General features: G+C 70.4%; 12 protein-coding genes. 5 read left to right on the top strand and 7 right to left on the bottom strand.

The window, feature by feature from the left end; translation table 11 throughout:
• Positions 1-37: 37 nt before the first annotated feature.
• From ACXKZB_RS03290 to ACXKZB_RS03280, 3 genes are all read right to left on the bottom strand, one after another.
• Entirely contained in the window at positions 38-991 is a 954-nt protein-coding gene (locus tag ACXKZB_RS03290) for a beta propeller repeat protein (protein ID WP_488824699.1), read from the bottom strand.
• A gap of 13 nt (positions 992-1004) precedes the next feature.
• The gene (locus tag ACXKZB_RS03285; RefSeq protein WP_488824698.1) at positions 1005-2414 is read right to left on the bottom strand and encodes a tyrosine-protein kinase domain-containing protein; all 1410 of its coding nucleotides are present in this window, start codon (positions 2412-2414) and stop codon (positions 1005-1007) included.
• Between the two features lie 223 nt (positions 2415-2637).
• Positions 2638-3168, bottom strand: coding sequence for a serine acetyltransferase (locus ACXKZB_RS03280; protein ID WP_488824697.1), 531 nt, complete (start codon positions 3166-3168; stop codon positions 2638-2640).
• A 108-nt stretch (positions 3169-3276) separates the two neighbouring features.
• Between ACXKZB_RS03280 and ACXKZB_RS03275 the strand changes: the two genes are divergently transcribed.
• Both ACXKZB_RS03275 and ACXKZB_RS03270 read left to right on the top strand, forming a co-directional pair.
• Positions 3277-3999 carry a CPBP family intramembrane glutamic endopeptidase gene (locus ACXKZB_RS03275; protein WP_488824696.1) on the top strand — a complete coding sequence of 241 codons (723 nt, stop codon included), beginning with the start codon at positions 3277-3279 and terminating at the stop codon, positions 3997-3999.
• Between the two features lie 46 nt (positions 4000-4045).
• The gene (locus tag ACXKZB_RS03270; RefSeq protein WP_488824695.1) at positions 4046-5344 is read left to right on the top strand and encodes a PP2C family protein-serine/threonine phosphatase; all 1299 of its coding nucleotides are present in this window, start codon (positions 4046-4048) and stop codon (positions 5342-5344) included.
• Positions 5345-5349: 5 nt separating this feature from the next.
• On the opposite strand, the gene ACXKZB_RS03265 is transcribed toward ACXKZB_RS03270, so the two are convergent.
• Both ACXKZB_RS03265 and glgX read right to left on the bottom strand, forming a co-directional pair.
• Positions 5350-5793 carry a hypothetical protein gene (locus ACXKZB_RS03265; protein ID WP_488824694.1) on the bottom strand — a complete coding sequence of 148 codons (444 nt, stop codon included), beginning with the start codon at positions 5791-5793 and terminating at the stop codon, positions 5350-5352.
• 72 nt (positions 5794-5865) lie between these two features.
• Positions 5866-7884 carry a glycogen debranching protein GlgX gene (gene glgX / locus ACXKZB_RS03260; RefSeq protein ID WP_488824693.1) on the bottom strand — a complete coding sequence of 673 codons (2019 nt, stop codon included), beginning with the start codon at positions 7882-7884 and terminating at the stop codon, positions 5866-5868.
• Positions 7885-8534: 650 nt separating this feature from the next.
• Between glgX and ACXKZB_RS03255 the strand changes: the two genes are divergently transcribed.
• From ACXKZB_RS03255 to ACXKZB_RS03245, 3 genes are all read left to right on the top strand, one after another.
• A complete protein-coding gene (locus ACXKZB_RS03255) occupies positions 8535-9704 on the top strand; it encodes a hypothetical protein (protein WP_488824692.1) in 1170 nt (389 codons plus the stop codon).
• Positions 9701-11413, top strand: coding sequence for a glycosyltransferase (locus ACXKZB_RS03250; RefSeq protein WP_488824691.1), 1713 nt, complete (start codon positions 9701-9703; stop codon positions 11411-11413). Before ACXKZB_RS03255 ends, ACXKZB_RS03250 begins: the two co-directional genes overlap by 4 nt.
• Before the next feature lie 367 nt (positions 11414-11780).
• Entirely contained in the window at positions 11781-12878 is a 1098-nt protein-coding gene (locus ACXKZB_RS03245) for a BLUF domain-containing protein (protein ID WP_488824690.1), read from the top strand.
• Here ACXKZB_RS03245 and ACXKZB_RS03240 read toward each other — a convergent pair.
• Entirely contained in the window at positions 12833-13294 is a 462-nt protein-coding gene (locus tag ACXKZB_RS03240; RefSeq protein ID WP_488824689.1) for a GNAT family N-acetyltransferase, read from the bottom strand. The genes ACXKZB_RS03245 and ACXKZB_RS03240 overlap by 46 nt on opposite strands.
• Before the next feature lie 207 nt (positions 13295-13501).
• A complete protein-coding gene (locus ACXKZB_RS03235) occupies positions 13502-14137 on the bottom strand; it encodes a TetR/AcrR family transcriptional regulator (protein ID WP_123310369.1) in 636 nt (211 codons plus the stop codon).
• Positions 14138-14218: the final 81 nt, after the last annotated feature.

The raw sequence follows: 14218 nt of genomic DNA, 5'->3' as shown, positions 1-14218 counted from the left end.
CACGGGACCGCGGCCGTGGCCTGGCGGCTCGTTTGCGTCACCACGTGACACCACCGTCGTCCGAGACCACCACGTGGTCCTCAGACCACAGCCACACGGCTGTGCCCGCCTTCGCGACAGCGAGCGCCCCGTCCGGATCCGCGTCCGCCGCGCACCCGACGACGGTGGACTTCGTTGCCGGCGTCACACCGACCGCGGGCAGCGACCGGATCTCCGCGCCGTCGCACGCGGCAGCGCCCACGCGTGCGACGAGGTACGAGTCACCGTCGTCCGCCAGGGACCGAACACCGACGAGCGGCACGCCGACCCAGTCGTTGTCGCCGGAGCGCCACTGCACCTCGTCGGTGCACACGACCGCGGTGGTGAACTCACCCTCGTACGCCTCGACGGGGTCGGCACACGGGGCGTCGACGGTTCCCATCGACAGGATCAGCCCGTCGGGTCCGACGCCGGCTCCGGCTGCGCCGGCTGCTCCGTCCTTCCACGACCGCCCGTCGTCGACGGACGTCCGGACGGTCGGTTCGCAGTCGTCGCCCTTGCCGATGACGACCGAGACGCTGTCCGTGCCGGCGCGCAGCGCCAGCACGGCACCCGATTCGGCCCCGAGACCGACCGGAGTCCACGTCGTTCCGCCGTCCACGGTGTGTTCCAGCACCCCGTCGGTTCCGTCACACACCCCGCTGGAGGCACGCCATGCCTCCTGACCGTCCACTGCGGACAGCAGACGACGGCCGGGCGCAATCATCCCTGCGGGATCCGCCGTGGCGGTCACCGACGGCTTGGCCGTCGCGGAGCCCGGCGACCGGGGAGAGCTCGAGAAGGTCGGCACCGGCCCAGGAGTCCCGTTCGACGAGGGCGCTGTGCGGGCCAGCGCGAGCGCGACGAGTAGCACGTCGACGACCACCAGAACGACGACGATGACGGCGACCCAGACCAGCGTGCGGCGCGAGAAGACGCTGCCGAGGGTGCGGGACCCCCGGCGCGGACTCACGTGCGGACCGCCGTCATCGTTCGGCTCCGCGAGTCGCAGCGACGCGGCCGCGCTTCGGGGCCTTCGGCATGGGCGTGTCCTCGTCCTGCAGCCCGTAGCCGTACGCGTAGCCGTAACGGCCGTAGCCGTAGGCGCCAGGTCCCTTGGTCGGCATCATCGTCATGACGAAGCCGGCGATCGGTGCGCCGACGTTTTCGAGCGCGCTCACCGCTCCGGCGAGCTGCCCCTTGTGGGTGCGACCCGAGGCGACGGCGACGATCGCGCCGGACGCCTTCTTCGACAGGATGGCGGCGTCGGTGACGGGCAGCAGGGGCGGAGCGTCGAAGAGTACGTAGTCGAACTGCTGCTCCAGTCCGGCGATCAGGTCCTGCATCGCGCGGGAACCGAGCAACTCGGACGGGTTCGGCGGGATCGGGCCAGCGGGGAGCACGATGAGGTTGCCGCGGCCCCACGGCACGGAGACGTCCTCGATGGATGCGCGCCCGATGAGCACGTCGGTCAGGCCGGCGCCGCCCTCGAGGTCCATGTAGGTCGCGATCTTCGGGCGGCGCAGGTCGGCGTCGATCAGGATCACGCGGAAGCCGGCGCTGTCGAGCGCGATGGCGAGGTTCGCGACGGTGGTGCTCTTGCCCTCGGACTCGACCGACGACGTCATCACGAAGGTGCGGGAACCGGTGCCGAGGTCGAGGAACTGCAGGTTGGTGCGGAGCGTGCGGAACGACTCGGCCCGCGGGCTGCGGGGGTCGACCTGCACGATGAGCGGGCGCTCCGAGGCCTTGCTGTCGTAGGCGATGCCACCGACGACCGGCTTGTCGCTGATCTTCTCGACGTCGGACTCGGTGCGGACGCGGTTGTCGAGCGTCGAGCGCAGGACCGCGACGCCGACCCCGAGCGCGAGGCCGACGAGCAGGCCGAGCACGACGTTGACCGGCACGTTCGGGCTGACCGGCGCGTTCGGCACCTGGGCTTCCTTGACGCGGGTGAGCTTGACCGTGCTCGTGCCGTCGGCGTCGGTGGCCTCGATGTTCTGCACGACGTTCGTCAGGCTCTCGGAGGTCGCGTTCGCGATGTCGGCGGCCTGCTTGGCGCTCGTGTCGTTCACGGTGATCGAGATGAGCGTCGTGTTGAGCGGCGCGTCCGAGGTGACGAGCTCGGCGAGCTGGTCAGACGTCATGTCGAGCTTCAGGCTCGAGATCACGGGGAGCAGCACGATGGGCGTCTCGACGAGGTTCGAGTAGGTGAGAACGCGCTGCTGCGTGAAGGTGTTGCCCTGCGCCAGATCACTGGCGCTGCCACTGGTCTGCGTCGACACGAAGACCTGCGCCGACGCCGAGTAGACCGGCTGCTTCAGCAGCGAGAAGCCGGCCGCGGCCGCGACCCCGACCAGTGCCAGCACCAGGATGAAGACCCATCCCTTGCGCAAGACCGCTATGTAGTCGCGTAGCTCCACGCGGCACCCTTCCCCGGAAGTTGCCGCGCCCTGCAGAGTCCCTGTCGCAGGTCGACCGGGATTCTCCCAGCGTTCGGCAGCCAAATGATGCCACATCGAACATGCTTGCAGACGTCGACCCGCCCCAGTCGCGGGAGCGGGAGCGGTGGCGGGAGCGGTGGCGGGAGCCGTGGCGCGGGTAGGTACTCCGGGGGCCTCAACCCCTGAGCGGGTCCGAGACAGATCGCACCGAAGCAGGATTGCCCACGGCGGTCGCGTCAGGCGGCACGTCCACGTTCACGAGAGCCAAAGCCGCGATCCGGGCACGGTCGCCGATTCTGGTCTCGCCGATCACCACGGAATTAGCGCCGAATTCGACACTGCTACCTATCACTGGTGCACCAGTGTGCTGCCCATTGCGTCGTGTGATCACGCCGATCGTGACGTTTTGCCGAAGGACGCAATCGGCGCCGAGCACTGCAGCTCCGTGTACGACGATGCCATGAGGGTGAAAGATGCGTAACCGCGGCCCGACGGCGAGTTCAGGTGGGAGTTCGACGGAGAGTATGAGCGAAGTAACGAGGCGGTAACCGACCGCCCAGAGCCTGCCGAAGAAGCCCGCCCGCGCGTACAAATATTGAGCACCGCGAAAGTGAACGAGCACGAAACGAGCGTTCCAGGCGTTCACTCCCCAATCCTGGAACAGCCACTTTCGCAGCGGAAGATCGATTTGTGCCCCGCGTGCCATAAGCCATCCTCCAACAACTGTGAGCATGTTGGCTCGGATGCAAATGTAGCGCGAGCGAACCGAGCTGCACAGACAGCCAGAGAGCGCCACGTCCCGTACGGTGGCGACATGCAGCCCGAACCGGACGCGCCGACCGCCGCCCGCCCTTCCTCGGCGGTGCGGGACCTGCAGGTCATCGTGATCGCGCTCCTGGTCGCCGTGCTGCTGTCCCGGATCGTCGGGGGCGTCGCCCGGACTGGGGGTCTGCCCTCCCCGATCACGCAGGTGCTGGTCGCCGACCTGGCCGTGTGGGTGCCGCTCGCGCTCAGTGTCGGGTGGGTGCTCCGGAAGTCCGCCCCGGGCGTCCTCGTGCGGCGGCTCGGGCTCGGGTGGGCCGATGCCGTCGCGGCCATCGGCATCGTCATCGTGTGCCGCGGGCTCGATGCCGTGCTGTCCGTCGCGTTCTTCGGTACGACCGGGCTGACGCCGCAGCCGACCCTCGGCACGCCGGACGTGCTGCTGCTCGTGGTCTCGGCGATCGGGGTGTGCCTGGTCAGTCCGGTGCTCGAGGAGATCGTGTTCCGTGGTGTCATGCAGCGCCGGCTGTCGGCCGAGCTGACGCCGCGCACGCGGTTCCTGGCGGTGCTGGTGACCGCGTTCGCGTTCGCGCTGATGCACCTGGCGATCAGCACGCCCGCGTCGTCGGTCGCGGGCTTCGAGGTCTTCGTGACGACGTTCGTGCTCGGCCTGCTGACGGGGACGCTCGTCGCGATGACCGGACGCATCGGCGGGGCGGTCCTGGCCCACGTCTTGTTCAACACCGTGGCCGTCGTGCTCACCTGGCCGCGCTGACATTGATCGCACCAGCGGACGCATCGACCGGTAACGTCCTCTTCGAATGTCTCGCACAACCAGCGTCTTCGAGAGCCCCCTCGCACGGCAGGCTCCGCTCAGCGGGCTGCTGGCGCTCAGTGCGGTCCTCTCGATCACGGTGCCGTCGCTCGAGGTGACGGACGGCGGTCTGTTCGTCGGGAGCCTGGCGGTCACCGGGGTCGCGACGGTCGTGGCTGCGCTGGCGCTGGCGCTCCCCCACGCCGTCGGGCTCGTGCCGGCGTTGCTGGTGCTCGACTTCGTGGCGATCGCGCTGTTCCGGACGAGCACGGGCGCAGGTGCCTCGGTCTTCACCTCGCTCGCCGTCCTGCCGGTCGTCTGGTGCGGGTCCCTCCGTGGGCGCCTGACCGTCGTCTACGCGGCGCTGGGAGTGACGCTCGTGATCATGGCGCCCTACTTCCTGACGCCGACGAACGTCCCCGGTGCGAGCGAGCTCGTCCGCCTCGGTGTCACCGTCATCGTGTTCGGAACGGTCGCGGCGGTCGTTCAGGAGCTCTCGCGGCGAGCGCGGCGCAACGTCCGCGCTGCCCGGCTGGGCGAGGAGCGCGTCCGCGCGGAGATCGAGCGGGCTGCCACCGTCCAGCGGTCTCTGCTCCCGACGTCGACCGGCCACCTGGGCGCCGACGTCGCGGTGGCGGGCGCCTGTCTGCCGGCGAAGTCGGTCGGTGGTGACTTCTTCGACTGGTACGAGACGAACACCGGGATCGCCGTCACCCTCGGGGACGTGATGGGCAAGGGTGTCGGGGCCGGACTCATCGCGGCGGCCGTGCGCGCCACCGTCCGCAGTGCCCGCACCGTCGACGACCCGTCCGAGGCCCTCCTCCGCGCGGCCGACGGGCTCGCCGCAGAGGCCAGCGTGACCGACGTGACGTTCACCACGCTGTTCCACGCGCGCATCTCGACCGACGGCACCTTCCGGTGGGCGGACGCGGGCCACGGGTTGAGCCTGGTGCTCCGGACGGACGGCACCGTGGACCGGCTCCGGTCGAGCGACCTCCCGCTCGGGATGGGGCTCCGCGACGAGTGGGCCACCACCGAGGGGTTCCTCGACACCGGCGACCTCCTCATCTCGTTCAGTGACGGCGTGCTCGACCTGTTCGGCGGGCGCGAGGACACCGTCGACGCGGTGGCCGACCTCGCGCGGGCCTGCGGGTCCGAGCCCACTGCGCTCGTGGCGGCACTGTCCGCACGGGCGGACGAGGTCGCGCACGACGACGACGTGACGGTGATCGCGATCCGGCGAGCGCCGGTCCCGGCTGACGCCTCCTCGGTGCCGGTCCGTCCGGTGCGCCAGGACCGAGCCTGACGAGGTCAGTCCTCGACCGCTGCCTCCTGCTCTCGCCGGAACCGCTCGATCTCCGCATCGACCTGCCGCCGCGAGAACCGCGTCGCGGTGAACCCGACGCACGCCGCTCCGATCACGGCGAGCAGCACCCCCAGTATCGCTCCGACGGCGGCCGCATCGGCGCGCTCCGTGTTCGGCGGGGCCGCGCCGAGCAGCAAGCTCAGGCCGGCCGCCGTCACGACGACGGCGCCGATCATCGCGGGTCGCTTGCCCGCGCGGGGTGCGTCGAAGGGCAGGAACCAGGGCGAGACCGCCAGGATCACCCAGAGATCCACCACACCGGTACTGACCGGGAAACACAGGCGGAGCACGAACAGCGTCGCCACGTGCGCAACCAGACCGCCGGCACACCACAGCAGCCACCGCTTCCGGTCGCGCCGCTGCCGGCTGAGTTCGTCGTCACGCACCATGGGTCGACCGTAGTCCCGGCGCGACCGCCGGTGACCGGCCCGGACGGGCGATCACCGGCGGCCGGAGCGGGGTCAGTACAGCGCGGAGAAGGACGCGTCGCGCACGAGCACGGTCGCCGCGTCACCCGCGACCTGCTGCTCCGGGTCACTGGACAGCCCGAGGCGCCACGTGCCGCCACCCGGCTTCTCGGGCAGCGTGAACTCGACGGTCGTGTCCGAGGCGTTGAGCAGGACGGCGACGGTGTCGTCGCCCTGTTCGAGGACGAGCATCACCGCCCGGTTGCCGCCGTCTGCCCAGTCCCCGTCCTCGAAGCCGGCGTTGTCGGCGCGGAGCACCGAGACGGTCGAGTCGGAGTCACCGGGTGCCGTGCGGTACCACTCCGGACGCAGGGAACGGTGTTGCGCCCGGAACGCGATGGCCGCGGTCGTGAACGCGAGCAGGTCCCGGTCGGCCGCTTCCCAGTCGAACCACGAGATCTCGTCGTCCTGGCAGTAGGCGTTGTTGTTGCCGCCCTGTGAGCGGGCGATCTCGTCGCCGCCGAGGATCATCGGCACGCCGGCCGACAGCAGCAGGGTGCCGAGGAAGTTCCGGCGCTGGCGGTCGCGGTACGCGTTGACCCCGCCGTCGTCCGTCGGGCCCTCCACCCCGCCGTTGAACGAGGTGTTGTCGCTCTCACCGTCGTTGTTGTCCTCGCCGTTCGCCTCGTTGTGCTTCTCGGCGTACGAGGTCAGGTCCGCCAGGGTGAAGCCGTCGTGGGCCGTGACGAAGTCGACCGAGCACAGCGGCGAGCGACGGGACCCCTCGTAGACGTCCGGGCTGCCGAGGACACGCTGGACGGCGTCGCCGAGCGCCCCCTCGTCGCCGCGCCAGAAGGCACGGAGGTCGTCGCGGTACTTGCCGTTCCACTCGGACCAGTCGGCCGGGAACCCGCCGACCTGGTACCCCGCGGTGTCCCACGGCTCGGCGATCATCTTGACCTCACGGAGCACCGGGTCCTGGTGGATGATGTCGAGGAACGCGGAGTGCTTCTCGGCTTCGCCGCCCTGACGGGTCAGCGTGGTCGCCAGGTCGAAGCGAAAGCCGTCGACGTGCATCTCCTCGACCCAGTAGCGCAGCGAGTCCATGATCAGACCGAGTGCGGCCGGGTGCGAGACGTTGAGGCTGTTGCCGGTACCGGTCGTGTCGAAGTAGTTCCCTTCGTCACCCTCGACGAGCCGGTAGTACGACTCGTTGTCGATGCCCTTGAAGGACAGCGTCGGGCCCATGTGGTTGCCCTCGGCGGTGTGGTTGTAGACGACGTCCATGATGACCTCGAGCCCGGCTGCGTGCAGGGCCTTGACCATCTCCTTGAACTCGGCGACCTGCTGGCCGGCCGTGCCGCTGGACGAGTACTCGTCGTGCGGCGCGAAGAAGCCGATGGAGTTGTAGCCCCAGTAGTTGCGCAGCCCCTTGTCGGCGAGTGTGGAGTCCTGGACGAACTGGTGCGTGGGCAGCAGCTCGACGGCCGTGACGCCGAGGTCGACGAGGTGCTGGATCGCGGCCGGGTGCGCCATGCCGGCGTAGGTGCCGCGGATCGCCTCGGGGACGTCGGGGTGCTGCTTCGTGAAGCCCTTCACGTGGACCTCGTAGAAGACGGTGTCGCCGAGCGGGGTCGCGGGACGGACGTCGTCGCCCCAGTCGAACGAGCGGTCGGCGACGACCGACTTCGGCATGGCGGCGGCCGAGTCGGTGTCGTCGCGGGTCTCCGGGTCGTCCATGTCGTGCCCGAACAGGGCCTGGCCCCACTCGTACGAGCCGTCGACCGCCGTGGCGTACGGGTCGAGCAGGAGCTTGGCGCCGTTGTGGCGCAGGCCCTCGGCCGGGTCCCACGCGCCGTGCACGCGGAAGCCGTAGCGGGTGCCGACGGCGACGCCGGGGACGATGTCGTGGAAGGTGTAGCCGGTGCGGTGCTGCAGCTCGGTGCGGTGTTCCGTGCCGTCGTCGTCGAACGTGCAGAACTCGACGCGCTCCGCGGTGCTGGAGAAGAGAGCGACGTTGGCGCCGCCGTCGACGAGCGTGACGCCGAGCGGGGTGCGGGCAGAAGTGGTCATGGTGTCGTTGTACCGGGCGGCCGCTGTGGTCCCGGCTCGCGCACGTACCCCGGCGAGGGCGGGTGCGCAGACCGGACAGCTGCGACCACGTGGGCCGACACCGGACGGTGACCGAGGGCGTCTGCTCCTCGTTCGGGTCGGGGAGCAGGCGCCCTCGCGCTACGACGACGTCGGGTTCGGCGCGGCGGGCCGCGACGATGCCAGCCCGGAACAGGGATCGGGCCCCCGCAGCTGGGCGCCGCGGGGTAGCTCACGAGACGGTACGGATGTGCCGCTCTCCGGGTGCACAGGTACGCGGAAATCGACCGGGAGCACCCTGCCGTCAGCCGGAGAACGCGCGTTCCCCGTTCGGGGGATACCGACGAGGGGCGTGGCCTGGTTGGGTCGTCGAGTCAGCAACTCCGTTGCGGACGAGATCCGCGCGGAGCTTCGGCACCAAGCGAAGGCGGCCCCCTCGGGTGGGGTGGTCGCGGTGGGTGCCGGCGTGTCGATTCGGGTTCGACACGGCGGCACCCCCATTCACGAGATGCGCAGCGGTCCGCATTCTGGGGGACTCACCTGTACCCCTTTCTGGGTGTACCGAATCGTCTGTCCTCCGACTGTGATGGGTGCCTGGACCCCACTGTCCGCATCCACCCGAAGGAGCGCGCGTGACCGACACCGTCCCCCGTCTGAGCGCCGTCCTGACGTCGGCCGAAACGCCGCACCGATCGGCGCTCCGGCCGCTCCCCCACGCGTGGACGCGGTGGCTCCTCCGGCTCGTGTTCGCCGTGCCCTACGTCGTGGTCGCCGTGCTCTCGATCGGGATCCCGACCACACCGCTCCTGGAACTCACCGGCAACCAGGCGACTCTCGACCGGGCGACGGCGGCTCTCGACGGCGGCGTCGTGCAGGCCGTCGGCCAGCTCTACCCGCTGCTCTCCGGCGTGCTGCTCCGATTCCTGCCGTTCGGCGCACACGGCGCAGCGGTCCTCGGCGGCCTCGCAGCCGGCGTGCTGCTGCAACTCCTGGCGCAGGCCATGCTCCGGCGCGGCCTGCGGATGCGGAAGGTGGTCGTCTTCACGATCGCACTCGGCGCGAACCCGCTCTACGCCTTCGTCGCCCTCAACGACCTGCAGGCCTTCCTCGGCATCGCGCTGTTCGCGCTCGCGATCGCCGACATGGTGCGGTTCTTCTCGTACGGCGACACGCAAGCGGGGTTCCGTGCGGGCCTGTCGTTGATGGTGTCGACGCTCGTCGACCCGATGGGCCTCGTCTACGTCGTCATCGCCGCGCTGACGGCCCCACTGCTGGAGCTCGCCCGGCACGGACAGCCGGGCATCCGACGGGCGAACACGCTCGTCCTGGTGTTCCCGAGCGTCGCCGTCATCGGCTCGATGTCGGTGCTCGACCTGCTCGTCCTCCGCGACCCGTTCGCGGCGCTGCGGAGCACCGTGCACACCGACAGCACCCGGCTGAACGGCCTCCAGCACCTGGCGGGTTCGTTCGACGGGCTGTTGCTCCTCGCGATGGTCGTCGCTGGGTGCCTCCTGGCCTTGCTCGTGCAGCGCCCCGGTGCGATCGTCATCGTGGTCGCGCTGTTCGCCGGGATCCTCGCCGGTTACGCGATCGGGCTGATCCCGGTCGCCACCGCCGGCAACACCTTCGTCACGATGCTCGCCATCGCGATCGCGATCCTCCCGCGGGCCAGCAGTCGAGTCACGAGTGCTCTCGTCATGGTGCTCGCCGCGCTCCAGATCCCGCTCGCGTGGACCGCGGCGTTCGAACGCGAGGTCGTCGCCGAGTGGATGCACGCCCTGGTCTCGGCGGTGGGCGCGTGACCGCCGTCGTGCCCGGTCCGTCCGCGGTCACCCGCGAGACCGACGCCCCCTCGATCGCCCGGCACCGCGGCGCCGAGTCCGACTGGCGCCCGCCGCACCGGTGCTCGGTCCGCCGGCACGTCGACGAGGGCTGGGTCGCCTCCGCACGGATCCGCGAGGGGGTCCTCGTCCTGACCAGCGGCCGGTCGGACCCGGATGTGCTCCGGGCTGCCTTGACCGAGGAGTTCGGCGAGCCGGTCGTGCTCCGGGCGGTCGACGAGGCAGAGGTCCGCCAGCGCATCATGTGGGAGCTGGACGACGAGGTCGCCGACCTCGCAGCACACGACCTCGCCCGGACGATCCCGGCCATGTCCGCCCGCACGGTGCTGTCCCGCGGTCAACAGGTCGGCGGCGGCATCGCCCTGCTCGCGTTCGCCGGCTGCCTGGTGGTCGCTCCCGGCACGACGGCCGCCATCGTCACCGCGGTGCTCTCGCTCGGGTTCCTGGCCGGCATCGTCTTCAAGTTCTGGGTCTCCATGGTCGGGGCCCGCTTCGACCTCGTCGAGCAGGTCTCAGCGGCCGACGTCGCCGCGCTCGACGACACCACGCTGCCGACGTACACCGTCCTGGTCCCGGTGTTCCGCGAGGCGAACATCGTCGGCGACCTCGTCCGCAACCTCGAGGTCCTCGACTGGCCGAAGGACCGCCTCGAGGTCCTGGTCCTCGTCGAGGCGGAGGACCACGAGACACGCCAGGCCGTCCTCGACGCTGAACCACCGGCCTGGATGCGGATCGTCATCGTCCCTCCCGGTGCGCCGCAGACCAAGCCGCGCGCCTGCAACGTCGGCCTCGCGATCGCCCGCGGCGAGTACGTGGTCATCTACGACGCCGAGGACCGCCCCGACCCCGACCAGCTCAAGAAGGTGTTCACGACGTTCGAGCGGGCCGGCACCGACACGGTGTGCGTCCAGGCCGCCCTGAGCTACTTCAACGCCGACGAGAACGCCTTGACGCGGATGTTCACGCTGGAGTACTCGTACTGGTTCGACTACATGCTCGCCGGCCTCGACGCCCGGAACCTGCCGATCCCGCTCGGCGGGACCTCGAACCACTTCCGCACCGAGCTCCTGCGCGAGCTCGGTGGCTGGGACCCCTACAACGTCACCGAGGACGCCGACCTGGGCATCCGCGCATCCGCGGTCGGGTACCGCGTCTCCGTCGTCAACTCGACCACGATGGAGGAGGCGAACACCTCGATCCCGAACTTCGTCCGGCAACGGTCGCGGTGGATCAAGGGGTACATGCAGACCGCCCTCGTCCACGCCCGGCGGCCCCGTGCGCTCGTGCGGGAGATCGGGGTGCGCCGAACAGCCGCGTTCGCGCTGCTCATCGCCGGGACACCGTTGACGTTCCTCGGCATGCTGCCCGGCATCGCAGTGACGATCGCCACGCTCGTGCTGCCCACGGCGTGGACGGCTCCGGTGTTCCCCGCCCCGGTGCTCTGGCTGTGCGTGCTCGACTTCCTGCTCGGCAACGCGACGATGATCTACCTGACCATGATGGGACCGTACAAACGCGCGCGCTTCGACCTGATGCTCTGGGCGTTGCTGAACCCCGTCTACTGGGTGCTGCACTCGATCGCCGCCTACAAGGGGCTGTGGCAACTGATCACCCGCCCCCACTACTGGGAGAAGACGGAGCACGGCCTCACGAAGACGTCGTCGGGGTGAGAGCTGGTTGACGGGAGCTCCCGGACGCTCGTCAACGAACACTCCCCGGTCGCGTCGAAGCGACGGAACACGAACTCGACGACCCGCGCACTCCGCGCCGGGAACCTGAGCGCGGCGCGGCGGAAGGACTTCGTCCGTGACACCGCCCCAGCTCTTCCGAGCACCTCCGTCGACCGGGCTCCAGGTCCGCGCCCGGTCCCCCAGCGACGGCAGCGGCCCACCGGCAGGACACCGCGCCATCCACCTTGCGCGCACGCCGCGGGCCGCGTGCCGCAGGCGGACCGCGACGCGGTCGGCACGCCTTGCCATCGGCGCCGGTGTGCGCCACTGTGTGGAGTACACGCTCGCTCGGAGGAACAGGGACCACATGCTGTCGTTGGTGTACGTGAGCACGATGACCCGACCGGTCACGGACGAAGAACTCGCCGAGATCCTGGTGGTCGGTCGCGAGAAGAACCTGCAGCTCGGCATCACGGGGATCCTCGCCCACCAGGGGAGCAACTGCATCGGCATCATCGAGGGCGACGACGACGTCGTGCGGGAACGGTTCGAGGGCATCCGCCAGGACCCCCGCCACACCAACGTGCGCCAGGTCGCCGCGGACACCGTCGCGACCCGGTCCTTCCCGGAGTGGTCGATGGCGTTCCAACCGGCGGACCCGTTGATCAAGGAGATCCCGGGGTTCCTCGACCTCTTCGCCGACGGGCACGCGCCCGATCCGGCCACCGGCACGTCCCGCGCCACGGCCCTGCTGGAGTGGTTCCGGAAGCACCCCCTGGCGCCGCTGACGAACCAGGACGGCGACGACGGCCTCGAGCTGCGCACCCGGATCGTCAACGCGACGATCACGGCGCTGCACGACACCGGGGTCGAGCAGGTCGACGTCGACACCGTCGCCGCCCGGGCCGACATGACGATCGACGAGCTGCGCACCCACTTCCCCACCCGCGAGAGCCTGCTGACGGCGACGGTCGACCGGTGGTCGAGCTCCGTGTCACGGCCCCTGCGGCCGATCGCGGACACGCACGGCGCGGTCGCGTACCTGCACGCGCTGGTCGTGGCGTACTCGGAGGAACCGGCGTTGATGCGGCTGCTCGCCTCGACGCTCGCCTCGAGCACCGACCCCGGGCACGAGGGCGCGGAGTACTACCGCACCCTGTACCTCCGGTTCCGTCGGACCGTCCGGGAAGCACTCGAGCGGGACATCCGGGTCGGTCGCGAACCGGCCACCATGGATCCCGCGCGTGCCACCGAGCAGCTCCTCGCGCTCTACGACGGTCTGCGGATCCAGTCGCTCCTCATCGAGGGGTTCGACATCATCGCGTCCTTCGACCGCGCCGTGTCACGGCTGCGGCGGGGGTGGGCCGAGGACTACCGGCACACGGACCTCTTCGAGATCCCGGTCGAGGGCACGGGCGATCACACCGCCCGCGAGAAGCAGACCGACTCGGGGTCGTCGCGGTAGGGCCCGAACGGCTGGATCCGCACGAACCCGTTCCGGGTGAACAGCGCGGCGGCGTGCGGCTGCAGCACGCCGAACTCGGCGACGACCGCCGGTGCCTGCAGCTCCTCGGCCTGCGCGAGCAGTTCGAGCACCAGCAGGTCGCCGACGCCCTGCCCGCGGGAGTCCGGTCGGACGAACAGCCGTCGAACCTCGAACACGCCGTCGCCGGCCGCGCTCAGCGACGCGGTGCCGAGCGCCAGGCCGGAGCGGTCTCGGGCGATGACGTGCACGGCGGCGGTCGCCTCGGTCAGCGGACGGCCACGGTCGGCCGGACGGCCGTAGATCCGGTCGACCTCGATCCTGGCCGCGGCGCGCAGCCGGACGGCGTCCTCGTGGTCGAAGGGCTCGGCCGCGACCGAGAACGTCAGGTGCTGCATCGTGGTGTGTTCCTCGCCCGGCGCCGCGTCCTCGCGGGTGCCCCGTGGGTGTTCAGTGTGCGTGCCGCCGCTCGAACCCGAATCGAGCGGCGGCACGGTGTGCGCGCTTCCGCTCGAACCCGAATCGAGCGGTGGCGCGTGCAGACGGCTGGCGTCTGCCCTCGGACGCCCTAGCGTCCGTGGTCTGTGCCGTGTGGTGGGTCCGGGTCAGCTCACCAGGTCGAGGTCCCACACGGGGGCGACGTACTCGCGAGACCATCCCTCGCGCAACCGGGTGACTGCCCGGTCGAACGCTTCGAGCAGGTCCATCTCGGGGCGCACCATGGACTGCAGCTGCAGTCCCTCGTAGGTCGCGAGCAGCTGCTCGGCGCCGCGCGACGGCTCCATGGTGCTCGGTTCACGACCGAGCAGGCTGTCGCGCTGCAGGGAGTCCTGCACGAAGGCGTGGAACCGGCGCCACCGCGCGTGCAGCATCGGCGCGAGCGGGTGCTCCGGTGACGCCGCGATGTTCAGGGTGGCGGTGAGGAAGCGCATCAGGGACGGGTCGGCGATGTTCGCGGTCACGATCGCACGCAGGAACGGCACCGTCCCGAACCGTTCGGCGAGTGGCATGAGCGGCGCGGTGCGCTGCTCGTTCCAGTGGTCGATGGTGGCCAGGAGCAGACCGTCCCAGCTGGGGAACGTCCGGCCGACCACGTCGACGTCCTGACCGGCGTGGTCCGCGACGACGGCCGGGGTCACCTCGTGGAGCGGACGCGTCCGCAGTGCCGTGATCATGCCGTCGACGACGGCCGATCGGAGGGCAGCATCGTCCGAGGTCCGGCGCGATGATTCGATGTGCATGCATACACCCCACCAGGCACACGGGCCCCACCAAAGCCCCCGAACGGGGATCGCGCGCAAAACGGACCAGCACGATCCGGC

It is taken from the genome of Curtobacterium sp. ABR8, from assembly GCF_057812125.1.
The sequence above is the reverse complement of the archived record's forward strand: the minus strand, read 5'-3'. Positions and strand labels throughout refer to the sequence as shown.